Origin of the sequence: Tamilnaduibacter salinus, assembly GCF_003096655.1 — a bacterium.
Taxonomy (GTDB): Bacteria; Pseudomonadota; Gammaproteobacteria; order Pseudomonadales; family Oleiphilaceae; genus Tamilnaduibacter; species Tamilnaduibacter salinus.
Genome location: NZ_QEKQ01000003.1, coordinates 296,852 through 320,609 on the forward strand (window position 1 = coordinate 296,852; position 23,758 = coordinate 320,609).

The 23,758-nt window shown below is 61.8% G+C and carries 23 protein-coding genes and 1 pseudogene; 9 read left to right on the top strand and 15 right to left on the bottom strand.

The features are described 5' to 3' along the window. The first annotated feature begins 8 nt into the window (after positions 1–8). Positions 9–1,622, top strand: coding sequence for a TIGR02391 family protein (locus C8D92_RS06395; RefSeq protein ID WP_116918781.1), 1,614 nt, complete (start codon positions 9–11; stop codon positions 1,620–1,622). Positions 1,623–1,846: 224 nt separating this feature from the next. Here the strand turns inward: C8D92_RS06395 and C8D92_RS06400 are convergent, their stop codons facing one another. Beyond that, the gene (locus tag C8D92_RS06400; protein WP_116918782.1) at positions 1,847–2,086 is read right to left on the bottom strand and encodes an ATP-binding domain-containing protein; all 240 of its coding nucleotides are present in this window, start codon (positions 2,084–2,086) and stop codon (positions 1,847–1,849) included. Positions 2,087–2,319: 233 nt separating this feature from the next. Next, complete coding sequence (locus tag C8D92_RS06405; protein WP_243402377.1) at positions 2,320–3,474, bottom strand: alpha/beta fold hydrolase; 1,155 nt, start codon at positions 3,472–3,474, stop codon at positions 2,320–2,322. Positions 3,475–3,802: 328 nt separating this feature from the next. Here C8D92_RS06405 and C8D92_RS06410 point away from each other — a divergent pair, with 328 nt between their 5' ends. From C8D92_RS06410 to C8D92_RS06435, 6 genes and pseudogenes are all read left to right on the top strand, one after another. Continuing rightward, positions 3,803–4,711 (top strand): acyltransferase, encoded by a 909-nt coding sequence (locus tag C8D92_RS06410; protein ID WP_116918783.1) that lies wholly within the window; start codon positions 3,803–3,805, stop codon positions 4,709–4,711. A 92-nt stretch (positions 4,712–4,803) separates the two neighbouring features. After that, positions 4,804–5,640 (top strand): DUF4123 domain-containing protein, encoded by an 837-nt coding sequence (locus C8D92_RS06415; protein WP_165819241.1) that lies wholly within the window; start codon positions 4,804–4,806, stop codon positions 5,638–5,640. Continuing rightward, positions 5,637–7,544, top strand: coding sequence for an alpha/beta hydrolase (locus C8D92_RS06420; protein ID WP_165819242.1), 1,908 nt, complete (start codon positions 5,637–5,639; stop codon positions 7,542–7,544). The genes C8D92_RS06415 and C8D92_RS06420 overlap by 4 nt, the downstream gene beginning before the upstream one ends. 1 nt (position 7,545) lies before the next feature. Beyond that, positions 7,546–8,706 carry a WD40 repeat domain-containing protein gene (locus C8D92_RS06425; protein WP_116918786.1) on the top strand — a complete coding sequence of 387 codons (1,161 nt, stop codon included), beginning with the start codon at positions 7,546–7,548 and terminating at the stop codon, positions 8,704–8,706. Between the two features lie 75 nt (positions 8,707–8,781). Further along, the gene (locus C8D92_RS06430; protein WP_095609934.1) at positions 8,782–9,027 is read left to right on the top strand and encodes a type II toxin-antitoxin system CcdA family antitoxin; all 246 of its coding nucleotides are present in this window, start codon (positions 8,782–8,784) and stop codon (positions 9,025–9,027) included. Further along, positions 9,027–9,344 (top strand): annotated as a pseudogene (locus C8D92_RS06435) (CcdB family protein). Before C8D92_RS06430 ends, C8D92_RS06435 begins: the two are co-directional and overlap by 1 nt. A gap of 172 nt (positions 9,345–9,516) precedes the next feature. On the opposite strand, the gene C8D92_RS06440 reads toward C8D92_RS06435, so the two are convergent. From C8D92_RS06440 to C8D92_RS06480, 10 genes are all read right to left on the bottom strand, one after another. Further along, positions 9,517–9,711 (bottom strand): hypothetical protein, encoded by a 195-nt coding sequence (locus C8D92_RS06440; protein WP_095609932.1) that lies wholly within the window; start codon positions 9,709–9,711, stop codon positions 9,517–9,519. A gap of 70 nt (positions 9,712–9,781) precedes the next feature. Further along, complete coding sequence (locus C8D92_RS06445; RefSeq protein WP_116918787.1) at positions 9,782–11,764, bottom strand: ribonuclease R family protein; 1,983 nt, start codon at positions 11,762–11,764, stop codon at positions 9,782–9,784. Between the two features lie 96 nt (positions 11,765–11,860). Then, complete coding sequence (locus tag C8D92_RS06450) at positions 11,861–12,298, bottom strand: DUF411 domain-containing protein (protein WP_207775128.1); 438 nt, start codon at positions 12,296–12,298, stop codon at positions 11,861–11,863. Between the two features lie 9 nt (positions 12,299–12,307). Further along, positions 12,308–12,430 (bottom strand): hypothetical protein, encoded by a 123-nt coding sequence (locus C8D92_RS15930; protein ID WP_265734390.1) that lies wholly within the window; start codon positions 12,428–12,430, stop codon positions 12,308–12,310. Beyond that, complete coding sequence (locus tag C8D92_RS06455; protein ID WP_243402378.1) at positions 12,427–15,147, bottom strand: heavy metal translocating P-type ATPase; 2,721 nt, start codon at positions 15,145–15,147, stop codon at positions 12,427–12,429. Before C8D92_RS06455 ends, C8D92_RS15930 begins: the two co-directional genes overlap by 4 nt. Further along, the gene (locus C8D92_RS06460) at positions 15,144–15,566 is read right to left on the bottom strand and encodes a MerR family transcriptional regulator (RefSeq protein WP_116918788.1); all 423 of its coding nucleotides are present in this window, start codon (positions 15,564–15,566) and stop codon (positions 15,144–15,146) included. The genes C8D92_RS06455 and C8D92_RS06460 overlap by 4 nt, the downstream gene beginning before the upstream one ends. An 85-nt stretch (positions 15,567–15,651) precedes the next feature. After that, positions 15,652–15,978 carry a hypothetical protein gene (locus C8D92_RS06465; protein WP_095609929.1) on the bottom strand — a complete coding sequence of 109 codons (327 nt, stop codon included), beginning with the start codon at positions 15,976–15,978 and terminating at the stop codon, positions 15,652–15,654. Between the two features lie 67 nt (positions 15,979–16,045). Beyond that, entirely contained in the window at positions 16,046–18,325 is a 2,280-nt protein-coding gene (locus C8D92_RS06470; RefSeq protein ID WP_165819243.1) for a putative bifunctional diguanylate cyclase/phosphodiesterase, read from the bottom strand. A gap of 122 nt (positions 18,326–18,447) precedes the next feature. Then, positions 18,448–19,380: an AEC family transporter gene (locus C8D92_RS06475; protein WP_207775129.1), complete on the bottom strand. Its 933-nt coding sequence runs from the start codon at positions 19,378–19,380 to the stop codon at positions 18,448–18,450. Positions 19,381–19,382: 2 nt separating this feature from the next. Continuing rightward, entirely contained in the window at positions 19,383–19,820 is a 438-nt protein-coding gene (locus C8D92_RS06480; RefSeq protein ID WP_116918790.1) for a CoA-binding protein, read from the bottom strand. Between the two features lie 92 nt (positions 19,821–19,912). Between C8D92_RS06480 and C8D92_RS06485 the strand changes: the two genes are divergently transcribed. Both C8D92_RS06485 and C8D92_RS06490 read left to right on the top strand, forming a co-directional pair. After that, entirely contained in the window at positions 19,913–20,701 is a 789-nt protein-coding gene (locus tag C8D92_RS06485; protein ID WP_116918791.1) for an MBL fold metallo-hydrolase, read from the top strand. Positions 20,702–20,757: 56 nt separating this feature from the next. After that, complete coding sequence (locus C8D92_RS06490) at positions 20,758–21,282, top strand: 2-amino-4-hydroxy-6-hydroxymethyldihydropteridine diphosphokinase (protein ID WP_116918792.1); 525 nt, start codon at positions 20,758–20,760, stop codon at positions 21,280–21,282. Here the strand turns inward: C8D92_RS06490 and C8D92_RS06495 are convergent. The 3 genes from C8D92_RS06495 to C8D92_RS06505 form a co-directional block, all read right to left on the bottom strand. Beyond that, positions 21,166–21,888 carry an SDR family NAD(P)-dependent oxidoreductase gene (locus C8D92_RS06495; protein ID WP_095609924.1) on the bottom strand — a complete coding sequence of 241 codons (723 nt, stop codon included), beginning with the start codon at positions 21,886–21,888 and terminating at the stop codon, positions 21,166–21,168. The two genes, C8D92_RS06490 and C8D92_RS06495, sit on opposite strands and share 117 nt — an antisense overlap. 19 nt (positions 21,889–21,907) lie before the next feature. Beyond that, complete coding sequence (gene folE, locus C8D92_RS06500) at positions 21,908–22,477, bottom strand: GTP cyclohydrolase I FolE (protein ID WP_116918793.1); 570 nt, start codon at positions 22,475–22,477, stop codon at positions 21,908–21,910. A 184-nt stretch (positions 22,478–22,661) separates the two neighbouring features. Then, complete coding sequence (locus tag C8D92_RS06505) at positions 22,662–23,720, bottom strand: GGDEF domain-containing protein (RefSeq protein WP_116918794.1); 1,059 nt, start codon at positions 23,718–23,720, stop codon at positions 22,662–22,664. Between the last annotated feature and the right edge of the window lie 38 nt (positions 23,721–23,758).

Genomic DNA, 23,758 nt, shown 5'->3' on the forward strand with positions numbered 1-23,758 from the left:
GTCTTTTTATGTCTTACGATTTCTCATTGAAGTTTGATCCTAGAACTATTGAGCATCTAGGCGTCAAAATGTACTCAACACTTCCTCCCGCTCTTTCTGAGTTGATATCGAACGCTTATGATGCCGATGCTGGATCAGTCAAAATAACGTTTCATGAGCAGAATGGAGAGCCAGTATCTATTCAAGTGCAAGATAACGGTTCCGGAATGAATGCTGATGACATACAGAATAAATTCTTGGTTATCGGACGTGATAGAAGAAAGAAAGAAGGCGATATTCCGTCGCCAAAATATGGCAGGTTGCCTACTGGAAAGAAAGGGCTAGGTAAACTTGCTTTGTTCGGTCTTGCTGATCTTATTACAATAGATGCATGTAAGGATGGTAAGAGAAATCGGTTTACTCTGAGCTGGAACTCACTAATCAATACTGATGGCGAATATCATCCAGATACTGATATTGTGGACGAGGATACCGAAAGGAAGAATCAGACCATAATTAAGCTTTCATCATTAAAACGAAAAACGCCTTTTAATATTGAGGCTTTGGCTGATAATTTGTCAAGAATATTTATTGTGGATGATAGCTTTAATATAATCCTAAATCACACGAACGGGAAGCAGGCTTATGTGACGAATGAACGCAGGTATTCTCAAATTGAGAGAGAATTCACCTGGAGTTTGGATGATCTGAATATGGACCTTGGAGAGTTCGGGAATGAAGTCGAAGGTGTTTTTATAACTGCTAAGACACCTATCCCCCCGTCGTCAGGTTTGCGAGGATTGACGATTTTTTCGCGAGGAAAGCTTGTGAATGCCCCCGAGTTTTTCTCGAATAGCACATCTAGCCATTTCTTTCAGTATCTTACTGGATGGATAAAAGCTGATTTTATTGACTTGCTCGACGAAGACGTTATTTCAACTAACCGGCAGTCGATAAATTGGGCTAATCCGGAGATGGAAGAATTCAGGAAGTTTTTGGCTGAAGTTGTCTCTAAGTTGAATTCTAGATGGCGATCGGAGCGGCGGAAGAATAAAGAAAAAAGTTTGTCTAAGGAAACGGGAATTAATCGTGACGAATGGTTTTCGACCCTACCGAACGAAATTAGGCAACCTGCCCAGAGAATTGTAACTGCACTCGAAGGCGAAGAGGGCATAGATGAGAGCTATGCGCCAGTTTTCCAAGCATTGCACGAAATCATACCGGAATATCCTCACCTTCATTGGCGTCATTTGCATGATCGACTAAAGACTCGCGTTGATAGTTACTACAAGAATTCTCAGTATGGTGAGGCTGCGGACCAAGGTGCAAAGGTATACGCCGAAATTCTGAGGGAAATGTCCGGATCGCCAAAAGATGGAACTCAAATCGCAGAAGTTTTTGCCTTAAAGGGTGACGAAGAGCCCTTGATTAAAGTGGCAGATTTAGAAACGGAATCAGGGAAGAATATCCAAGAGGGGCAGCAGCATATGACAAGGGGGGTTATGAGGGGGTTTAGGAACCCGATTAATCACGCCCCGATCGATAGCGTCGTTCCTTCTACTTTTTCTGAGCTGGACTGTTTAAATGTTCTCAGTTTGTTTTCTTATTTGATCACTCGACTAGATTATGTTGGAGATGATTGAGTTGCTGATTATTACTTAGAAATAGGGATGTTTGTAGTGGCATAGTGGATCTAGCCACCTATTTGAAGGATTCAGAAAAAACGTAAGGCACCTTGTGGGCACAAGCCGGGTACATGCAAACCAGAAAGTCTGAGATGTTACGCATGCCTATGAGAATCATGGCCCGCCCGTCAGGGTTCGAACCTGAGCCCTTCGCCGCTAGAGAGCGGCACGTTCGTTGAGCTCTATAGACTACCTGGATGCGCTCCCCCAAGCCCCGAAGCCCGAAAAACCCGCCTCTCAACAGCCAACTCCAAAACCTTCTCCCTTGGCACCACCGAACTCAACCACTTCTTGGCCCGGGTCACCCCAGTGTAGAGCAGCTCTTTCGTCAGCACCGGCGAAACGGTATCCGGCAACACCAGACAGGTATGCCCAAACTCGGAGTCCTGGCTCTTGTGGACAGTCATAGTGAAGGTGGTCATGACGTCGCTCAGGCGGGTGGGGGAGGACGCGTTTGAGAGTGTCGTCCGGCAGGGGGAGAAGACCCTTACCGCCTCTCAGCTTCGGGCAGGGCGATGCCGACGTTGCCGTCGCCGTTCATCAGGCCGGTGCTCCGCAGGTGTTGTTCGATGGCCTCCTTCGACCCGGCCACGCCGAAAGACGCATAACATCTCGTTGAGTGTTGCCCGCTGGTTTTACCAATATGAGCGAACCTTTAACCCGACCGCTCCCCCAACCAATCCGCCATCTCAACCCACGTCGCCTCTGGCGCCCGGCTCCCCGCCAGAATCCCCATGTGCCCACCGGGCGACACCCGGAAGGTTTTGTCGGTTGAGCGGACGTGGTCCATCACGCGCTTGGCGGCGCCGGGGGTGACCATGGTGTCGCTCTGGCCGGCGACGGCGTAGAGGTTGGCGGTGACGTTTTCCAGCCGGGCCCAGTCGTCGCCGATCTGGATTTCGCCGGTGGAGAGCTGGTTGTCGATCCACACGCGCACGACCGTGTCCTGAATCACGCCGCCGGGGTAGGCGACCATGCGGTCCAGAAACGCGGACGTGGTGGCGTGGTTGGTGACGAACTCTCGGTCGCCGAGTTTGGCGAGCAGCTCCCAGTAGCCCATCACGCTGCCGACCGGGTTGGTCATCTTGAAGCCGATGGTGTTGGCCCAGCCGGGGGTGTGCAGCCAGTGGGGTTTGACGTTGTGCAGGCGGAACGGCGTGTGTTCGCGCACGAACTCGGCGGTGCCGCTGATGGCGCGGAAGAAGGTGCCCATGAAGCCGGAGGCGTGGCTGTCGATGGGTGAGCCAAGGATGATGGCGTTGCGGATGTGCTGGTCGTTGCTCAGCCCGGCGTAGAACAGGGTGAACATGCCGCCCAGGCTCCAGCCGTGCAGGGACAGTTCCTGCTCGCCGCTGTGCTCGCGCACCTTGTTCAGATAGTAGGGCAGGAACTCCGCCACATAGGTGTGCAGGTTGTAGTGGCTGTGGGCGCGGGTCGGCATGCCCCAGTCGATCAGGTACACCTCAAAGCCCCGGGCCCGCAGGTAGCGCACCAGGCTGCGGTTGGGGAACAGGTCGTAGATGAGCATGTTAACGGCCAGCGGCGGCACGATCACGATTGGTGTGCGGTGGGCGGCTTTCTCCACCGGCACGACCGTGTCACCCAACTCGATGTAGGACTCTTCGAGCGGCGGGTAGTACCGCAGGCTGACGAGTCCGTCGCTTTCCAGCGTCTCGAACGGCGTCTGGCCGGCCTTCACGAGGCTGGCGGCGCGGAACACCCGGTCGAAGGCGTTGCTGGCGTAGGCGCCGGCCTGGGCACCCAGCGCGCTGGTCTGTTCAACGGCGGACTGAATCAGCTGTTTCATCATTCACAAAGGCTCATAGCATTGAGGGTTGTGCCCCGTCTGGTCGGTGCGTTGATCGACTGAGCCGCTGAGAACTCTGAGAGCAAGGCGCGGTGTCGAAGGTTTGGTGGTTCCAAATCGAGACAGCGCAACACCGCTATCAGAGTTCTCAGCGGCTCCCGAAGGGCGTGAGGCCTCAGCATCACGCAGTCGGTTAACGAACCGGCTAGACGGGGCACTAGTATACTGGCTGTCACCAAACGGTCACTGGCGAGGCCGGCGCGGGGGTGCGGCAATGGGGCCAGTCCGTGCTAGCATGTCGCTCGTCAGCCAACAACTGTAAGCGAAAACCATGCTGAGTTTCCTGCCCGCGCCGGTGATCGGTGTTCTCAATGCCGTTCTGCTGGGGATCAACACCCTGTTCTGGTGTCTGCTGCTCTACATCCCCACGATTCTCAAACTGATCATTCCCATTCACGGGTTCCAGGTGCTGTGTACCCGGGTGATCATCGCCATTTCCGAAGCGTGGGTGGCCTGTAACACGGGCTGGATGGCGCTGACCCACAAGACCCGCTGGGACGTGGAGGGCGACGATCAGCTCCAGCGCGAGAGCTGGTATCTGGTGCTCAGCAACCACCAGAGCTGGGTCGACATCTTTGCGATGCAGCGGGTGTTCAACAAACGCGCGCCGTTCCTCAAGTTCTTCCTCAAGCAGCAACTGATCTGGGTACCGGTGATCGGGCTGGCGTGGTGGGGGCTGGATTTCCCCTTCATGAAGCGCTACTCCCGGGAGTATCTGGTCAAGCACCCTGAGAAACGCGGCGAGGACCTGAAGGCCACCCGCCGGGCTTGTGAAAAATTCCGCTACACGCCGGTGAGCGTGATGAACTTCGTCGAGGGCACGCGCTTTACCCAAGCCAAGCATGACAAGCAGAAATCATCGTACACCCATCTGCTGACCCCGAAGGCCGGTGGCGTGGCGTTCGTGCTGGATGCCATGGGCGACTCGATCCAGAAGCTGGTGGACGTGACCATTGCCTATCCCGATGGGGCGCCGACGTTCTGGGAGTTTCTCTGCGGGCGCCTGCCGTCAATCCGCATGCGCATTGCGGTCAAGCCGGTGCCGGCCTATCTCAAGGGGCGGGACTACGCCAGCGATGCCGAGCATCGTCGCAATGTGAAGGAATGGGTCGCTGACCTCTGGCGTGAGAAGGACGAACAGGTGGATACGCTGCTCACGGAGGCCCGCGCCGAGTCGTGATGGCCTCGGATGACACTCGCCGGGGGATTCGGTAAGCTTTCCCGGCACATCATGGAAGAACCCAACCCGTTGTGATGCAAGGAGAGCGTCCGATGAACCCACAAGGACACAGTGGGGTGTGGGAAGCGTCGTTTGTATCCCTGCCGACGCTTCCTGACCTGGAATCCCCCTTCTATCTCGTGGATCTGGCCGCCCGGCCGGACGCCCTGCGCCGGCTCTACGAGCAGGACCCGAACCCCCGTTGCCGCCTGATCTACAACGGCACGCCCCACGAAGGCGCCCGGGAGGCGGGGCCGTTGCTGGTGGAGCCGGTCTCTGCCGATGCCCAGACGCTGTTCCGCGAGGGCCTGCAGGAAGGCTGGGCCGTGGCGGCCGCCGGTCCGTCCCTGACGCTGGACGATGCCGATGCCCATTTCCGGCAACTGGCGGAAGTGGATGCGCCGGAAGGCCCGGTGCTGTTCCGGTTTGCGGCGCCGGATGTGCTGGGCAGCATGGGCGAGTCCTTCACCCACACCCAGTGCCGACAGTTGCTGGGTCCGCTGACCGCACTCACCGGCACGCTGGACGGGCAGGCCTGGCAGTGTCATCAGCCGGCGCCCCATGAGCCTGAGACCGACGAGCCGTTTACGCTCACCGAGAACAACCTGCGGCACGTCGCGCATGTGCGTCGTCAGCGGCTGGCCGATTCGCTGGCCCGGCACTACGAACTGCCGCAGATGACGGTGAGTACGTGGTTTGATCAGTGCCATGCGCTAGGGGCACCCCACGAGCAGGCACTGGTGGAGGGCAGCCGCGCGCTCGCCCGTCAGGGACTCGACGGGCCGCTGACCCCGGATCAGCTCGACCGGATCGCCGGACAGGGCCGGGACTGGTCCGCCCGGCTCGCCGCACTGAATGAATGGCCTCAGGGAGCGAGGGAAACCGCATGACACCGAACCAGTCCAAGGAAGGACTGCCGTTTGAACCCAGTGTCACGCCGCTGGATGACGACGGCACCACACCGCAATGCCAGGAACCGACCGCCACCATCCGCCTGAGGCGGGTGGACAACACCGGCCACCCGCTGGCGCCGCAAGACTCGGGCCGCATGGCGCACCGCACCCGCGCCCATTCGGCCACCCCGGAGACGGGCGAACAGCCGGATGTGGCGCTCTATACGGAGCTGCCCCCGGGCGACCACGAATGGCGCTGGCGTCCGCAACCGGCCGGGGCCCACCTGATCGCGCTGGAAGCGGGGCCGGAGAAACGCGATTATCGACCCGGCGAGGCGCTGGCGGAGGCGCCGGTCATCAATGCCCCGCCGGAGGGGCGTGACGTCACTGCAACCCATCTGCCGCCGCCCGTGCTCATCAGCCTGCGGGACGAGGACATCGACAGCGACCGGCTCACGTCCGAGCAGCTGGCGTACTTCCAGCGCAACGGCAATAACGCGCTCCTTTTCATCCACGGCTACAACGTGGGCCACGGCGAATGGGGCAAGGTGCTGGAGGGCGTGGCGGACCACTGGAACGGCAAAGCGCCCAAGTGGACGGACGAACCGCTGACGGTCTACCGCGATGCCGACACGATCAACGACGAACACGGCCTGGATCTGGCCGAGACCGATCTGAACAACGAAGGGGCCCACAACTGGGCCGTGTCGATGGAATACCAGCTCAACCGCGCCGCCGGGTTCAGCGACGACGACTGGATGCCCTACAGCCGCATCATCACCGTCTCCTGGCCCGGCGATACCGGCCAGACCGACTTCATGCAGTCCGAATTCAACGCCAACGCCGCCGGACGGCGCCTGGTGCGGTTGCTGGAACAACTGGCCGATGCCGGTGTCGGGATCAACATCATCACCCATTCGCTGGGCGCCCGGGTCGGGCTGACCGCCCTCAACATCCTCGGGGCCATCCGCTCACAAGCGGCCATCGACCATCTGTTCCTCTGGGAACCGGCGGTGGCGGACAACGCCCTCACCAACGACACCGCCCGGGACGTCCACCCGCTCGGCATGGGTGTGTTCGTGAACGCCCACAAGGCCGCGCGGCGCATCGTGGTGCTGCACTCCCGGGGCGATGGCGTGCTGGGGCCGACGGACGATGAGGAAGAGCAGTCGATGTGGGAAGAGCTGATTTCCGTCACGCCCGCCGGCTGGATCGCCGATGCCGCCGAAAGCGTGATGACCGGCCGCTTCATGGACGATCTGCTCGGGACGTTTGGCGGTGTCTACACCAAGAAGTGGTGGACCTTCCCGAGCTTTCTCGACAATGGGTTGGGCGCACCGCTGGAGCGCCTGTATGCGGATTACATGCCGCTTCAGCCCGGTCGCATGGTGACTCGCCGCGGGCAGTCCTGGCGTGAGGGCCCCGACCCGGAAACGGTCAACGCCAACTGGGAACGCCTGAAAGCGGACATCATCGCCGAAGCCCGGAACCGCTTCGACGCCTGCAAGGACTGCCTGCAGAACAGCAAACCGCTGCCCCGCTACGACCTGCTGTCCCCCCTGAACCATCTGCCCATCGTCACCAAGGCACGGGCCGAGCAATACGCGGACGACCTCCGCGCCCTGGCCGAGCGCAACTGGTATCCTCGGCAGGCGCCGCGGCCGGCGTTGGGGTATGACGGGGTTGATGCTTTGATCGGTCAAAAAGCGGGTGAAAACCGGGATCAATTCCTCGAAAGACAGTTTAAAGGTGATTACCTATCAATGTTCGACCAAAGTGACTGGCTGTTCAGTCACTCCGGTATGAGAATTCCAAATTCGGAAATTTTTGAAAGATCTTATCGTGATGGGGTCATGCGACGAATTCAGGTAGAGGGAACTGGCTTTGGGAGCTACACATAAAATGGTAAGAACTCTATTTGCCACGTTGATCATCACCGCTCAGGTAATGGCAGCGGGCTGCAGTGTGCTGCCACTGACTCATGGCCCGGTAATGGCGGTCAGCGTCGCCAGTAGCGGTGATTACGCGATTAGTTCCCACCGCGACAACGCACTTGTTCTCTGGGACCTGCAAGATCGCGAGAGCCACGTTCTTGCCGAGAATGCCAATATCTACAGCGCAAGGTTTCTCCAAGGGCGATCCGCCTTCTTGTGGCAGGACTTGGAGAATGTCGTCCACGTTGAGACTGTGTCGGGGAAAGAGCTGCGTTCTTTCGAGCATTTTCCAACCTATGGCCACATAATGACCGCAGGTCTTAAAACCTATCTTTCTGTTGACGCTGAATGGAATGTTTACTCTGGATCTGGTGCGAGTCGGGCGCCTGTTCTGAAAGACGGTATTAGCCCCAGTTTTAAAGGCAGTCACAAACTACTCAATATCTCACTGTCTGAGAAGAAAGGGTTTTTCCTCACGGCAGGTGTTGGATCCGATGTGGGAACAATAGAAGAGTATCCGCCTGTCGATCGGAATCGCCGGTTTTCCCGATACGGTGGCGTTACGCTTTGGAATCTACAGACAAAAAAGCCAATTGCCCGCTTGAAAGGCAACTCGGCAAAAACTCACGCAATACTTAGTCCGGATGGTCGTTGGGTTGTTAGCGGTGACGAAAGCTACGGAGGGCTTTTTTGGAATACTGAGAAGCCCGATTCTCGGAACTACTTAGCAAGCTACTTCAGTGGTCTTTATCTGGATGATGATCGATACGAAGCAGAGGATCCAAGGAATTGGGACAAAAGTCAGCTTATCGATCCCCCCAAAGGCGCCTCTGGCCGGACACTTGCAAACGCCTTCATCGACAACAGCGACTACTTCCTGCGCTTCGGCAACCAGAGCCACATCGCCGCCCTATACAAAGCCGGCAACCCCTGGCCCCAGAAGTACTTCGATCTGGGCACCGACCCGCGTCTGGTCACCTACGGCTCCCACTACTCCCGCAACACCGCCATTGCCACCTCGCCGGAGGCCGGTGTGCTGGTGATGGGACATGATGAGGGCGGTGGGATCAGCGTGTATCAGTACGATGCGGACCAGCAGACGTTGGAGCGGACCTGGGTGGTGGAGTAGTCAGGGCGCATTTGCATGCGCATGTACGTGCGCATAATCTGTTGCTATGTCTCACGAACCTTGTTGGAGGTTCCAATGAATGCGCTATACGACCAAACGGCCCCGAAGAAAGCCGCCAACCTCTCGATCAACAGCGACCTGCTATCGAAAACCCGGGCTCTGAATATCAACCTTTCTGCAACGTTTGAGAAAGCGCTTGAACGTGAACTGGCGAAACGGGAAGCAGAAAGATGGGCAGACGAAAACCGGCCGGCGATCCGACGTTACAACGAGTTTGTTGAGCAGCATGGATGCTTTAGTGATGAGTTCCGGGATTTTTGATGGCGCAATTTGATGTGTATGCGAATCCCAGCAAAAAGAGTCGCGGTGCCTACCCCTATCTTGTTGATATTCAAAGTGAGGTTTTGACGGAACTGTCGACGCGCATTGTGGTGCCCCTCAGCGACCGTTCCGTCATAGGCAGTCACCTGTTATAGGGCCTCACCCCCGTGATTACCTTTGAAGATCAGGAACTTCTGTTGATGACACCGCAAATCGCTTCGGTTCCGACCAGCATGCTGAAGACCCCGGTTGGCACCTTGGTTCACTGTAGAGACCAGATCCTCAATGCGTTTGATTTCGCGATAACCGGTATCTGAGAACCGTCGGTTGGGCTGACAGAGGAAGCCCAACACCCCACGGTCTGCCGTCATCAATCATTCTGGCGGGTTAACCGAGCCGTCCATTCCCAGGTGTTCACGGCCTCGCCGGTTGTTGGGCTTCCTGCGTCAGCCCAACCTACGGGTGACAGGCTGAGCAGGGGGGACGCCCTCACTCCCCGTCGTCCTCCACCTGATCCGGATGCTCGCGCTTGAAGCGTTCCCAGTCTTCCCAGTCGTGCGGGGTGCCGGCGTTGGGGCGTTTCAGGTGCATCGCGTGCTCCAGGGCGTTTTCCCGGAGTGTGTGGTCCCGTTCTTCCTCGGCTTTGTCGAAGCCGTACTTCTTCATGAACTCGTCAGCGCGCATAAGCCACCTCCTGATTGAGCGGCTTTTCCCATGTCTCTAATGCTTACGATGGAATCGCGCTGAACGATTTTCAACCAGTTTGTTTGTTGTCGCTCACTGGATCGCTGGCGGCGGGGACCAGTTTGAATTTGATCTGGCGACGCTCCTCATCGACCCCGTCGAAAACGACGGTGACCGGTTCCTCCAGCTGGAAGGTGCGCTCGTTGCCCACCAGCCGCAGCGTGATCGGGTCGAACCGGAACTTGCCTTCCATCTCGCGGGTGCTGACGAAGCCTTCCAGCCCGTTGTCGTCCAGCCGGACATAGAAGCCGGCGGGCGTGGTTCGGCTGATGTGGCCGGTTTTCGGCTCGGCGCCCAGCTGCGGCGCGTATTGGCTCTTGAGCCACTGCTCCAGGGTGTTCGCGGCCTGGCGAGCGGCGAACTGGGCCTGCTGGAGTTCGGCGAGCTGATCGTCGGTCATGGCCGGCGCCGGGCCGTTCCAGAGCGCAGCGCGCAGCAGGCGATGCACGAAGAAGTCCGTGTACTTGCGCAGCGGTGAGGTGAAGGTAGTGTAGGCACCCAGCCCCATGCCCTGGTGCGGTGCGCTGCTGAATGACAGCTCGGCCCGAGCCAGTTGGCGGGAGATGATGGCTTTGACCGGCACCTCCGCCTCCAGGTCACCGGCTTCGCGCATGAGCTGGCGGAAGCCGTCCGGCGTCTCCGGGTCGACGCCGGACAGGTCGCCGCCGTACTGGTTCAGCAGCTCGCGGATGTTGTCCGCGCGGTCGTCCCGAACGCCGCTGTGGGTGATGAACAGCCCCTGACTCTGGCTGGTCGCCAGCGCCTCCGCCGCGCAGCGGTTGGCGGCGACCATGCACTCTTCCACCACGCGGTGGGATTCGTGTGAGGTGGCCGGATCGATCTGGCGGATGCGGCGATTCTCGTCCAGCCGCAGCCGGAAATCCGCCCGGTCCGGGCTCAGCAGCGCATTGCTCTCACGCCAGCGCCGCAGCACCTGAGCGACCTGGTGTAGCTGGTCGAGGCTAGTGGTGACCGCATCCGGCAGGGCCTGGATGTCGGCATCGGTCCGGCCCTCGATCACGCCGTCCACCAGCTCATAGCTGAGCTTGCCGTGGGACTGGATGACCGCCTCGCTAAGCTTGAACTCGCCCAGACTGCCGTCGTTGTTCACCTGCAGGTCGCAGACCATGGCCAGACGCGGTTTGTCCGCCACCAGCGAACAGAGCTGCGTGCTCAGCGCTTCGGGCAGCATTGGGCGCGGCTCGCCCGGGAAGTAGATCGCGGTAGCCCGGCGGCGGGCTTCCTGTTCCATGGCGCCATCCACGGCCAGCAGGGCGCTCGGGTCGGCGATGGCCACGGACAGTGTCCAGCCGGTGGCATTGGGTACGGCGCACAGGGCGTCGTCCATGTCCTGAGTCGAGGGGCTGTCGATGGTCACGAACGGATCGGCGGTGCGATCGTCCCGTTCGCCGGCCAGTGCCTGCACGCGGTCCTCGTTCAGCGCCTCAAGCTCCTGCTCGGCGGCGGCCGGCCATTCCTCGTGCAGGTCGAACTGCGCCAGGGTGAACGCCCGCTCAATGCCCGGCTGGTCCGGTTTGCCCAGTACCTTGAGGATCTCGGCCTGGCCCTTGCCATCCTTCACCGGATGACGGCTGATGCGGCAGTAGATGAAATCGCCCGCTTCGGCGTCCGCCCGGGCCTTGGGCGGAATGAACAGCCAGTGGTTGAGGCCCGGGGTTTCCGGCGCCACGAAATGCCCTTTGCCGCGCACCACATAGCGCCCGACGAACGTGCTGAGCGGCGATTCGAGCAGCCGCTCCACCTGACCCTGGGTCTTGCCCTTATCGCCCTCCAGCTCCTCGACTTCGATCCGGTCACCCGGCAGAACACGCTGCATCTGATCCGGTGGCAGGAACAGGTCCTTGCCGCTGTCGAGCGCGACAAAACCGAACTTGCCGCCAGTGGCCTTGACGGTGCCGGTGTGCAGGAGGCGTTCTGAGTGGATGTCGGATTTGAGTTGGCGCAACTGCGAGAGAGCGTCAGAGTTGAGCATGCAAGGGCATCCAGCGGGGGAAGAAAATTTGAAAGGGCCCAGTATACCGGACCGGCCCGCCTGACTACAGGGCGGACCGGTGGTTTGGGATGCCTTTTAGGGATACTGAGTGAAGACGCGGCTTTGCCCGGATTCGTTGAACAGCAGGACCGCATAGGCGTCCTGCCGGTCGCCCACTTCCATGCCCGGGGAGCCAATCGGCATACCGGGTACGGCAAGCCCGTGCGCCTCGGGGGCCTCGTCCAGCAGTCGTCGGATGTCGGCGGCCGGCACATGGCCTTCAATAACATAATCGCCGACGAATGCCGTGTGGCAACTGGCCAGTGCGCGCGTCAGTCCGGCCTCAATCTTGACGGCGTTGAGGTTGCGCGTGTCGTTGACGGTGACCTCGAAGCCGTTCTCCCGCAGGTGTTCCACCCATTCGGTGCAGCAGCCGCAGGTCGGGGATTTGTGCACCGTGATGCCACTGGCGGCGGCGGGCAGGGCGGTCATCAGCCCGATGCCGAGGCTGAGGGCTTTCAGGGTGTGTGTCATGGCGTGTCCTCAGTGATGGTGATGGGAATGGTCGTCGGCTGATCCGTCGCTGTCCGACGGGGCCAGCCAGAACCACCAGACGATGGCGCCCATGAGCGCGATACCTGCCACATTGACCAGTATGGCCGTCATTGGTTCACCTCCTCGTTGGTATCGGGCCGGGTGGTGCGCAGCAGCCGCAGCCGGTTGGCGTTGGAGACCACGGTCACGGACGACAGGGACATGGCCCCGCCCGCGATGATCGGGCTCAGCAGTACGCCCCAGAGCGGGTAGAGCACACCGGCGGCGACGGGAATGCCCAGCGTGTTGTAAACGAACGCGCCGAACAGGTTCTGGTGGATGTTCCGGACGGTGGCCCGTGAGATTTCGATGGCGTCCGCTACACCGTGCAGCGACCCCCGCATCAGCGTGATGGCGGCGCTTTCGATGGCCACGTCCGTGCCGGTGCCGATGGCGAAGCCGACGTCGGCGGAGGCCAGAGCAGGCGCATCGTTGATGCCGTCGCCCACCATGGCGACCTGTTCGTCAGCGTCATGGTATTCCCGCACGATGCGGGCCTTGTCCTCGGGCAGCACCTGCGCGCGCACCTCATCGATGCCCGTCGCCCGGGCGATGGCCTGCGCCGTGGATTCGATGTCGCCAGTCACCATGGTGACGCGGAGGCCCGCTTCGTGCAGACGCCGGATGGCCGCCTCTGAGTCCGGCTTGATGGCGTCGGCGACGCCGATCACGCCCAGCAGTTGGTTGTCCCGCGCCAGGAACAGCGGCGTTCCGGCGTTGTCGGTAATGGCGGTTGCGGCGTTCTCCAGCGGCGATGGATCGAGGCCTTCGGATTCGAGCCAGCGCCGGTTGCCCAGCCGCAGTGTCTGGCCCTCGTGCTGGCCCTGAACGCCCTTGCCATTGAGCGCTTCAAACCCGGTGACGTCGGCCAGCGCGACGCCCTGATCCCGGGCATGGGCCACGATGGCTTCCGCCAGCGGGTGCTCGGAGTGCTGTTCGAGCCCCGCCGCGAGCGCCAGCAGGTGGTCGTCACCCTCGACGTGCGTGACCGTCGGTCGGCCCTCGGTGATGGTGCCGGTCTTGTCCAGGATCACCCGGTCCAGTCGGCCGGCCTGCTGCAGCGCATCGCCCTGACGGATCAGGATGCCGTACTCGGCGGCCTTACCGACGCCGACCATCACGGACATGGGCGTGGCCAGCCCCAGGGCGCAGGGGCAGGCGATGATCAGGACGGTGGTGGCGGCCACCATCATGTGCACGGCCGCCGGTTGCGGTCCGACGTTGAACCACACCAGCGCGGTCAGCACGGCGACCAGCATCACGCTGGGCACGAACACCGCCGAGATGCGGTCGGCCAGGCGGCCAATGGCGGGTTTGGCACCCTGGGCTTTTTTGACGAGCCGGATGATCTGGGCCAACGCGGTGTCCTTGCCGACGCGCGTGGCCTCATAGATCACCGACCCCTGGCCGTTGACGGTGCCGGCCGACAGCGCGTCGCCGACCGACCGCTGCACGGGCATGGGTTCGCCGGTGAGCATGCTTTCATCGACGCGGGTTTCGCCCTCGGTCACCGTGCCGTCGACAGGGATCTTCTCGCCGGGGCGCACGCGGAGTCGGTCCCCCACCTGAACGTCTTCCACGGGCAGGTCCTGCTCCTGACCATCGCGGATGACCCGGGCGGTTTTCGCCTTCAGGTCCAGCAGCCGGCGCACCGCTTCGGAGGTTTTGCCCTTGGCGCGCATTTCCAGCGCCTGACCCAGATTGATCAGGCCGATGATCATGGCCGAGGCCTCGAAGTAGACGTGCCGGGCCATTTCCGGCAAGGCGCCGGGCATCAGCGATACGGCCATGGAGTAGAGCCAGGCGGTGCCGGTGCCGAGGGCGATCAGGGTGTCCATGTTGGCGTTGTGGTGGCGGAAGGCCTTCCAGGCCCCGGTGTAGAAATGCCCGCCGGTACCCAGCATCACGACCAGCGTGATCAGACCCAGAATCTGCCATTGCCCCTGGTTGGCGTCGGTGACGTTCATGGACCCGAAGAACAGCCCCCATCCCATCAAACCGGCGCCCAGCCCGAGGCTGACGGCCATCTTGGCGAGCAGAACCCGGTAGGCGCGCCGGTCCGTCTGCTCTTTTTCCTCGTCGGCGGCGTCCGGGTCGGCCAGCGGTTCTGCGCCATAGCCGGCGCTCTGCACGGCCTCGGCCAGCGCTCTGGCATCGGCGTTACCGAACGCCGTGGCAGTGTTGTCGGCGAGGTTCATGTGGGCGGAGGTGACGCCGTCCACGCCCATCAGCGCTTTCTCGATGGTGGCCACGCAGGAGGCGCAGGTAGCGCCGGAGACCGACAGCACGACGTCCGATCCGTTGGCCTGGAGGGCGGTGTCAGGGTCCCCGGTGTCTGTCGGTTCCGGGGCCCTGGCAGGTGAGACCGATGCGTCGACGCCCCGGATCTGAGCGGGATAGCCTGCCTCTGTGATCCGGCGGGCGGCGTCGTTTCCGTCCACATGAGCGGGCAGGGTGACCGTCTGGGCGTCCAGATCCACCGTCACATCGAAATCGTCCACCTCCTCCGCCACGGCCGCCCGGATCTTGCGGGCACAGCCCTGACAGGTGGCGCCTTCGATGGTCAGCACCACCGAATCCGATGCCGGTTCTGCCGGGTAGCCCGCGTCCGTGATGAGGCGGGCCGCCTGGTCGGCGTCGACTCCGGCGGGCAGGGTGACGGTCTGAGCGGCGAGGTCGACCCGGGCGAACTCCGGGTCGCCGGTCAGATCGGCCACCGCATTGCGGATTTTGCGGGCGCAGCCCTCGCAGGTGGCGCCGGCAATGGTCAGTACAACGGGATCACTCACGCGGCACCTCCCTGGGCATCGTCCCAGTGTTCAATCAGCCGGCAGATGGTGTGCCCGTCCGGTGAGCCGTCGGGCATGGACTGCCACGCGGACAGGGCCTGGCGCATGCGTTCGCGCAGCCGGGTCAGCTCGGCCAGTTCCTGTTCAACGGCGGCCAGGCGCTGCTCGAACAGCTCCCGTACGAGCGGGCAGGGCGACTGATGTTCGTCCGCCTCGCCGAGAATCGCGCCGATCTGCGACAGGGAGAAACCAAGCTGTCGTGCCTTGCGGGCAAACCGCAGGCGGCGCAGGTCCTCGTCGTTGTAGTGGTGGTAGCCGTTGTCCGGGTCGCGGTCCGGGCACAGGAGCCCTTCGCGGGTGTAGTAGCGGACGGTGTCCGGGTGGACATCCGCCTGTCTGGCGAGTTCGCTGACTTTCATGGTGCCATCCTCCAGCGGAAACGCGATGGGCGTTTTGCACGATGAGGATAGCGTAAAACCTGTGAGTGGCTCACAGGTCAAGCGGTCATTTCGAGTGGGCTTTGGCTCGCAGGAAAACGCCGCACTGGCGGCACTGCTGGGGCGCCATCAGCTTGGCCTGCCAGCCGATCCGCTGCTCGCAGGCCGGGCAGACCAGCCGGTACTGGAGGATGATGATGGGCACAATGACCAGAGCCAGCAGCAGCCCCAGTGGCCCCCACTCCCGGCCGCTCGACAGGCCCAGCATGCTGCTGAAGACCAGTAGCGTCAGCAGGGCCGCGAAGGCAAACAGAAAATAACGGAAGTTCCAGCGCTCCCAGCGCCGGACCTGTTGGTCCTGTTCCGGTGTCAGATAGCGCGTGTCGTGGCTCATCGCCATTCTCCTCCCAGATTCGCGGGGGATTATACGTCAACAACCCCGGCTTGGGTTTTCGGGTCTCCTATGGATTGAGTGGAGAGAGCCTGAGTGACCCGGTTTCAAAGTGACCCTGCCGGATTTCCCGTTCGAGCTGGTCAGCGGGGACCGGGTGACTGATGAGGAACCCCTGGGCCAGGTCGCAGTGGTGATTGCGCAGGAAGCTGAGCTGGGCCTCGGTTTCCACGCCTTCGGCGGCGACCTGAATGCCCAGGCTGTGGGAGAGCTGGATGACCGCGCCGGTGATCACCGCGTCGTCATGGCGGTCCGTCACGCGGGTGATAAACGACCGGTCAATCTTGAGCAGGTTGACCGGGAAGTCGCGCAGGTACGCCAGGGAGGAGTAGCCCACACCGAAATCGTCGATGGCCAGGTGCACGCCAACGTCGTGCAGTTCGCGCAGCTGTTCCAGGTTCTCGGGCCGACTGGCGATGAAGACTTCTTCGGTCAGCTCCAGTTCCAGGCGCGACGGGTCCACATCCCAGCGGGTCAGGCAGTCCCGGATCTGACCGGCCAGTGTGCCGGTTTCCAGCTCGCGCCCGGACAGGTTGATGGCAATGCGCAGGTGCGACAGAGGGCCGTCAGACCATTTCGCAAGCTGGCGGCAGGCGGCAATGGCAACCCAGCGGCCGATGTCTGCGATCCGTCCACTTTCTTCGGCCAGAGGAATGAATTCGCCGGGTGAGACCAGTCCGCGGGTCGGGTGATGCCAGCGAATCAGTGCCTCGACGCTGCCGACCTGCCCGGTGGCCAGGTCCAGCTGGGGCTGGAAATGGAGCGCAAGCTGGTCCCCGGCGAGGGCCTGATCCAGATCCCGGTCGAGCTCCAGGCGGTGGACCTCCCGGTCTTGCATGCCTTCGGTGTAGAACTGGTAGAGATCCCGCCCTTTTTCCTTGGCGCGGTACAGTGCCACATCGGCATTGCGCATCAGGGTGTCCGCGTCCAGGCCGCTCTGCGGGTAGACTGCAACGCCCATGGTGGCGGTGACCGCGTAGTCTTCGCCATGCACGGTGAACGGCTGACGGAAGCACTGGCGGATCTGGCCGAGCAGGTGGATGACCTCGTCGATGTCTTCGACGTGCTGCTGGCAGACAAGGAATTCGTCGCCGCTGGAGTAGGCGGTCAGGACCCGTTCGTCGTTGATGTCGTTGAGACGTTCGGCGACGCGGATCAGCAGTTCGTCACCGAACTGGTGGCCGAGCGTGTCGTTGAGAATCTGGAAGCGGTCCAGATCGATCGTGATCAGTGCGACCTGATGCAGCTGCCGGTCGGCAATCGACAGCGTGTGGCTCAGGTCTTCCATGAAGAAACGCCGATTCGCCAGGCCGGTGAGGGTGTCGGTGGAGGCCAGGCGAACCAGATCCTGCTGGATGGATTCACGTTCACGGGTTTCCTCTTCCAGCGCGGCGCGGGTCTTCAGCAGGCTGCGGTTGCGATGCAGCAGCAGTTGGGTGGACCAGGCCAGGGCGCTGATCAGCAGGCCCAGGCCCGTCAGGCTGAGCAGGGTGATCATTGGCCAGAGGCCCTGCTTGGCGCTCACCCAGCGTTGGGACGGGGTGACCTGCAGCTGCCAGTCGAGACCGGGGATGTTGACATCGGCGGTTCGCGTGAGCTTTTCGTCGGTTGCTGAGTCCGAGGGGACACTGAACTCGGTTTGGCCGTGTTCGAGAATGTTGACGCGGAAGTTGCCCTTCAGTCGGGAGGCGATCAGGGCCTCCACCAATCCTTCCAGCTCGAACACACCGGCAATGAAACCGAGATGGCTGTCACCGGCCCCGATTGGTACGTAGGCCACCAGGCCGCGGCCGCCCTGTTCCAGTTCAATGATGCCCGAGAAATCCGTCTGGCCCGTCCGGGCCGACTCGCTGAGCGCCCGTGCGCGTTGGTCGTTGAACGCCACGTTCCAGCCGATCACCGAATAATTCCCTTCGCGGGGCTCAACCCAGCGGATCGCGTAATCGGTGTCGATCCACTCGATGGCCCGGTAGTGGTTGAAGTCTTCGATGTACTGGCGGGCGTCCGCTCGCCAGGTCTCCCGTGAGAGACTGGGGGTGGTCTCGCGCCGTTCCGCCATCCGCCGGAGCGCGTCCAGATTCTGAACGAGGTCCCCTTCAAGCTCGCGCAACAGGGAAGAGACTTCCGAATCGAGCAACAGGCGAACCTGTTCGCGGCTCTGGGACTGGATACCGTGCCACAGAAAGCCGGCCAGAACCACGAAGGCCAGAAGCATCAAAGCGGGCAATGCCGGATGGAGGAGAATCCGGGAGAAACGCGACATTGATCGGCGTTGGTCGGCCTTCTGCATGATGGGCTTAGGATGCTTTGGAAAAAGTAGAGTGATTCAAGCGTACCGCGAATAGGGCGCTGATGCGACTGGCGACCTGGGAGTTCCCCGATGGAATTATGACGTTTGTCCCAGTTTGCCGGTCAAATCATTCCCTGACCCCGCAGAAGGGACAGCCCTGCCGCCAGGCTGAACGGCGCGAGCAGCGTGGAGAGGGCCACGATGCTGGCGGCCAGCCGGTGATTGCCGCCCAGACTCCTTACCATGACGTAACTGACCGTGGCGGTGGGAGCGGCGAACATGGCGAACAATGTGCCAAGCGCGACCGGTGCCAGTTCCAGGGGCAGCGCCGCGAGCATCAGCATCACAGGTAATACGACGAGCTTGAGTGCGACGGCGGCGAAGGCCACCGGCGAGCCGTGGCGCAGATCGTCTAGTGACAGACCGGCGCCCACGCACAACAGCGCCAGTGGTAGCGTCATCCGGGCGAAGTACTCGGCGCTGGTCACGAACAACGCCGGGATGGGCAGATCCAGTGCCGCGACTAACAGGCCCGCGAAAATGCTCAGTATCAGCGGATTCCGGGCAATGGTCAGCAGCACATCCCGCCACCGGCTGGCGCCGCCGGCAGTCAGCGCGAACACGGACAGGAAGTTGTAGAGCAGGGTCAGCATTGCCAGCAGGACCGAACCCAGCGCCAGCCCCTGTTGCCCGTAGAGGCTGGCGCACACGGCGATGCCGATGATACCGAGATTCCCCCGGAACGCGCCCTGAACGAACACACCCCGGTCCGCTCCCGGACCTGGCCAGAAACGGCTCCCGGCCCACAGGACAAGAAATGCGACGACGGTGGCCCCGAGCGCGAAACCAACCTGAGTCAGGTTGATCAGGTGCGACAGCTCCAGGTCAATGAGGTTGGTGAAGATGAGTGCCGGCAGGGCGAGGTTGAACACCAGCCGGGAGCCGGTTTCGGTGAACTGGTCGTCCAGCCAGCCAATCCGGCGCAGCCACCAGCCCACGACGAGCACCAGAAAGATCGGCAGGATGGCCGACAGGGCAAACGTCAGATGGGGCACGATCAATTTCCTGTCTGTACCGGCGGCACGCCCAGGCGGGGAATCTCCTGTCTGGGGCAGCGGTCCATCACCACGGTGAGGCCCGCCTGTTCCGCCTGCTCTGCGGCGTCGGGATGGATAACGCCGATCTGCATCCACACCACCGGAATGTGCCGCTCGATGGCCTCCCCGACGACGGGCGGGACCCGGCCCGGTGCGAGAAACAGATCGGCCATGTCGACCGCTTCCGGGATGTCCGCCAGGGACCGATAGACGCGTTCGCCGAGCAGTTCGCCACCGGCCAGGCGGGGGCTGACGGGGATCACCCGGTAACCACGGCCCTGCAGGTAGGCCATGACGTCATGGCTGGGGCGGTTCGGCTTGTCGCTGGCGCCCACCAGGGCGATGGTCCGGACGCGGCAAAGGAGGTCACGAATGGTGGCGGCATCTGTCGTGGGCATAAAGGGGAATCCGTCTTGCGGCTGTTATCCGATTGACACGGGCGCTGGTTACCTTAGTCTGGCGCTTTTTTGACCGTGAGAGGAGTCAGACCATGGCCCGACTGACCATGCTGGGCGTGGGGCATTCCGAAGCGATGGCCCACTGGAACAATAATGCCATGATCACGTCGAACGGTCGCCATCTTCTCATTGATGCCGGCTATACCATCAAGTATGCGTTGAATGATCAGGGCCTGACGCTGGCAGACATTGATGCGGTGTTTATCACCCATACCCATGCGGACCACTGCTTCGGACTCGAGCGGATGGCCTACGAATGCCGGTTCCGGTACGGCTTCAAGCCACGTCTGATCCTGCCGCCGGGCGTCTACGAGGAGCTGTGGCATCAGACGCTGCGGGGCGTGATGGGTCAGGTGGGGGAGGGGCCTGCGACGCTGGACGATTTTTTCGACGTGGAGATTCTCCGGGGCGACCGGTTCACGTTCGAAGGCGTGGATCTGCGCTGTTTCCAGAACCGGCATACCCCCGCCAAACCCTCCTACGGTCTGTTTATCAATGACCATCTTCTGTTCAGCGGTGATACGCGGGCCATTCCGGACATCATCGGGCCGCTGAACCCCTCGGTGATCCTGCACGACTGCACGCTGGCGGACTGGAATCCGGTGCACGCCTCACTGGGCGAGCTGGAGACCGCGTATTCGTCCGACCTGCGCCGGCGCATGTACCTGATGAGTTACGAGGATCATTTTGAGACCGTGCGACCGGTCGTCGAGTCCCGGTTTGCCGGGTTTGCCAGGCAGGGTCAGGCGTTTATGCTGAGGCCTGCCGCGTCCCGATCCGCCGGTGGGTCGGAGGCACAACGGCACGAGCTCGTGACCTGATCCGGGCCGAAGTCCGTATGATAGGGCGAAGGGTGCGACGATCAGTGAGGTGATGAATGCGCTATCTGTGCGGTGTGGGCAGCAATATCCGGCCGGAAGACAATATTCCCGCCGCGTTTGGCGCCATGGCGGACCGTTTTGGAACCCTGCATGTCTCCTGTGTGATCCGCACCCGGCCGGATGGCATCGCCACGCCCCGGCACTTTCTCAACGCGCTCGTGACCTTCGAATCCGATGAATCGCCGCAGGCGCTCAAGGAGTGGCTCAACTCGCTGGAGGAGTCGCTCGGCCGGGACCGGTCGGATCCGCTGAGCAGCGTCAAGGACCGGCCATTGGATGTGGACATCCTGGAACACCGCCAGAGTGGGCGCTTCACCGGCAATGGCATCGACGAACCCTACTTCCAGCCGCTGCTCAGCGATAATCCGGTCGGCGCGACGCCCCTTCATCTGGACCGCCAGGTGCTAGGCGAGGCGCCGGCCACCATCCACCGGGACCAGGGCGCCGGTCATGAAGTGGTTATCCACCATCGCCAGAAGCTGGGTGACTACGGCTTCAAAGCCGCCTTCCCGGGCCAGTAGGGTTTCGCTGATTACCGAGTCGCGCTGTTCGTCGGTATGGTCCGGCAGAAAGCGGATCGGCCCCGGCATGATGGCGTTGACGCGAACGCGCGGGGCGAGGCTCCGGGCGTAGCTCAGCGTGGCGTTGCTCAGAGCCGCCTTGCTGGCGCAGTAGCTGGCAAAGCGCGGGTTGGGTTTTTCCGTGAAGATGTCCGTGATATTGACGATCAGCGAGGGCGCCAGGTCGGTGCCGGCTCGCAGCAGTGCGTCCGACAGCCCGGCCATCAAGAGGATCGGGGCGGCCGCATTGATCTGGTAGAGGCGCATGGTCGCCTCGGCCAGCGCCTCGTGTCCCTCCGGATCGGGCGTGAACTCCGACGCGTTGTTCACCAGCAGGTCGATCCGCTCCTCCCGGGACAGCGTGCCGATCAGGGCGTCCACGTCGGCGGGGTTGGCGAGATCGGCCTGAAAGCTCCGCGCGCCCTGGGCTTCGAGCTGCTCCAGTTCAGCGGTTCGCGTCCGGTAGACAACGATCACGTGATAGCCCCGGTCGATCAGAGCCTGTGATGTGTCGTGGCCGAGGCGTCGGCCCCCGCCAGTGACTACCGCAACCTGCTGTGTTGCCATCGTTGGCGCTCCTGTCGGTTTACTTCCGCCCGGATATCAGCTGAAGGAACTCGGTCCGCGTGGCCTGGGATTTGCGGAACTGACCAAGCATCACCGAGCTGGTCATGTGGGAGTTCTGCTTTTCAACGCCGCGCATCATCATGCACATGTGCTGCGCTTCGACGACGACGCCCACACCCTTCGCACCGGTGACCTGCTGCACAGCTTCTGCAATATTGCGGGTCAGGCTTTCCTGGATTTGAAGGCGACGGGCGTACATGTCGACAATGCGGGCGAACTTGGACAGGCCCAGCACGTTGCCGTCCGGAATGTAGGCAATATGGCACTTGCCGATAAACGGCAGCATGTGATGCTCACAGAGGCTGTAGAGTTCGATGTCCTGCACCAGCACCATCTCGTCCATATCGGACTGGAACACCGCCCCGTTGACCAGCTCCTCAAGGCTCTGGTGATAGCCCTGGGTCAGGAACTGCATGGCACGGGCGGCCCGTCTCGGCGTTTCCCGCAGCCCCTCTCGGTCGGTGTCTTCGCCCAGTTGGGTGATGATGCTGTCGTAGTGGCTGGCAATCTCGTCAGTGGAGTCCTTCATCGAGCCGTCTCTAAACTGTCGTGATGGAAGCCGCCCTGATGGCGACCGTTCAGGCGTGTTATACGTGAGCGATGGGCGCCCGGACCAGGCAGATCGCCCGGACGACCCGCTGGATTGCGCACAAGCGTAAAAGAAGGCGTCGCAAATTTCGAGGTGTCATCGCATGGATGCGCTATGGCTATGATCAGCCGGCGATCCGGGTGTCGCCGGCGGCGGGCATGGCCGCGTCCTGTCCGCGAACGCCGATGACCCGGCCGCGGCCGGTGTGTTTGGCAGTGTAAAGCGCCTGATCGGCGCGATTGAGCCAGGTGGACCAGGTTTCCCCACGCACCACCTCGGTGACACCGGCGCTGGCGGTAATGGGGACATCCTCGAGGAAGGGCGCGGAGCTGAGGGTGATCAGCAGTTCCCGCGCCAGATCCTCAGCGGTTTTCTGGCGGGTTTCCGGGAGAATGACCATGAACTCCTCGCCGCCGACGCGGAATAGCTGATCGCACTCGCGCAAGCGCCGGTCCAGACGCCGGGCGGCTTCCTGCAGGACCCGGTCGCCGGTGGTGTGCCCCCAACGGTCGTTGATCGACTTGAAGTGATCCAGGTCAATCAGCACCAGACTGGCCACCCGCTCATAGCGCTCGCGCAGCTGGATGTGACGGTTGAGGACATCGGCCAGTTGGGATCGGTTCAGGCAGCCGGTCAGCGGATCGGTGGTCGCCAGCTTGGTCAGTTCCGCCTGCATGCGTCCCACCAACCAGGCGAAAATCGTCACAAACACCACACTGAGCGCGAGGGAAAAGGTGATTCGCCAGAACTCGGCTTCCGGAAAACGGTAATAGGAGACGGTGGCGACCGCGACCACGAACACCGCGTTGATACCGATCGCACGGCGCAACGCCATCAGGAAGAAAATGGCGGCGATGGCCGGATAGGCCCAGAACAGGCCGATGTAGCCGTTGATCAGTGTGGAGTAGAGCACGGAGGCGATGGCGAAGACGGCAAACAGCCAGCCGTTGAAGAGATAATAATCACGCAGCCGGAGAAACAGCAGGACCAGCACCATACCAAGGCAGAAAACGCCCAGCAGCAGGCTTAGCATCGCGTGGTCCTGATCCCACTGGATGGGGATGAGCGGGGCCACCGCAATCAGTGCCCAGAAATGGATATGGAATACGATGCGACGCTGGTACCCACTCACCGTCTCGGTGGGGTTAGCGGTCAGAACACCACGACCCGACTGATTGACCACACTGCGCTCCTGCCAGGCTGGAACTCCCCTGTACCAAA

Excerpts from the sequence above, each read along its gene's own strand:
- C8D92_RS06405 (WP_243402377.1), bottom strand. The coding sequence starts at position 3,474 with ATGATGAAACAGCTGATTCAGTCCGCCGTTGAACAGACCAGCGCGCTG.
- C8D92_RS06450 (WP_207775128.1), bottom strand. The coding sequence starts at position 12,298 with ATGACACACACCCTGAAAGCCCTCAGCCTCGGCATCGGGCTGATGACC.
- C8D92_RS06430 (WP_095609934.1), top strand. The coding sequence starts at position 8,782 with ATGAATGCGCTATACGACCAAACGGCCCCGAAGAAAGCCGCCAACCTC.
- C8D92_RS06425 (WP_116918786.1), top strand. The coding sequence starts at position 7,546 with ATGGTAAGAACTCTATTTGCCACGTTGATCATCACCGCTCAGGTAATG.
- C8D92_RS06470 (WP_165819243.1), bottom strand. The coding sequence starts at position 18,325 with ATGCAGAAGGCCGACCAACGCCGATCAATGTCGCGTTTCTCCCGGATT.
- C8D92_RS06490 (WP_116918792.1), top strand. The coding sequence starts at position 20,758 with ATGCGCTATCTGTGCGGTGTGGGCAGCAATATCCGGCCGGAAGACAAT.
- C8D92_RS06460 (WP_116918788.1), bottom strand. The coding sequence starts at position 15,566 with ATGAAAGTCAGCGAACTCGCCAGACAGGCGGATGTCCACCCGGACACC.
- C8D92_RS06415 (WP_165819241.1), top strand. The coding sequence starts at position 4,804 with ATGAACCCACAAGGACACAGTGGGGTGTGGGAAGCGTCGTTTGTATCC.
- C8D92_RS06480 (WP_116918790.1), bottom strand. The coding sequence starts at position 19,820 with ATGCCCACGACAGATGCCGCCACCATTCGTGACCTCCTTTGCCGCGTC.
- C8D92_RS06420 (WP_165819242.1), top strand. The coding sequence starts at position 5,637 with ATGACACCGAACCAGTCCAAGGAAGGACTGCCGTTTGAACCCAGTGTC.
- C8D92_RS06440 (WP_095609932.1), bottom strand. The coding sequence starts at position 9,711 with ATGCGCGCTGACGAGTTCATGAAGAAGTACGGCTTCGACAAAGCCGAG.
- C8D92_RS06495 (WP_095609924.1), bottom strand. The coding sequence starts at position 21,888 with ATGGCAACACAGCAGGTTGCGGTAGTCACTGGCGGGGGCCGACGCCTC.
- C8D92_RS06485 (WP_116918791.1), top strand. The coding sequence starts at position 19,913 with ATGGCCCGACTGACCATGCTGGGCGTGGGGCATTCCGAAGCGATGGCC.
- C8D92_RS06395 (WP_116918781.1), top strand. The coding sequence starts at position 9 with ATGTCTTACGATTTCTCATTGAAGTTTGATCCTAGAACTATTGAGCAT.
- C8D92_RS06445 (WP_116918787.1), bottom strand. The coding sequence starts at position 11,764 with ATGCTCAACTCTGACGCTCTCTCGCAGTTGCGCCAACTCAAATCCGAC.
- folE (WP_116918793.1), bottom strand. The coding sequence starts at position 22,477 with ATGAAGGACTCCACTGACGAGATTGCCAGCCACTACGACAGCATCATC.
- C8D92_RS06400 (WP_116918782.1), bottom strand. The coding sequence starts at position 2,086 with ATGACCACCTTCACTATGACTGTCCACAAGAGCCAGGACTCCGAGTTT.
- C8D92_RS06410 (WP_116918783.1), top strand. The coding sequence starts at position 3,803 with ATGCTGAGTTTCCTGCCCGCGCCGGTGATCGGTGTTCTCAATGCCGTT.
- C8D92_RS06465 (WP_095609929.1), bottom strand. The coding sequence starts at position 15,978 with ATGAGCCACGACACGCGCTATCTGACACCGGAACAGGACCAACAGGTC.
- C8D92_RS15930 (WP_265734390.1), bottom strand. The coding sequence starts at position 12,430 with ATGACGGCCATACTGGTCAATGTGGCAGGTATCGCGCTCATGGGCGCC.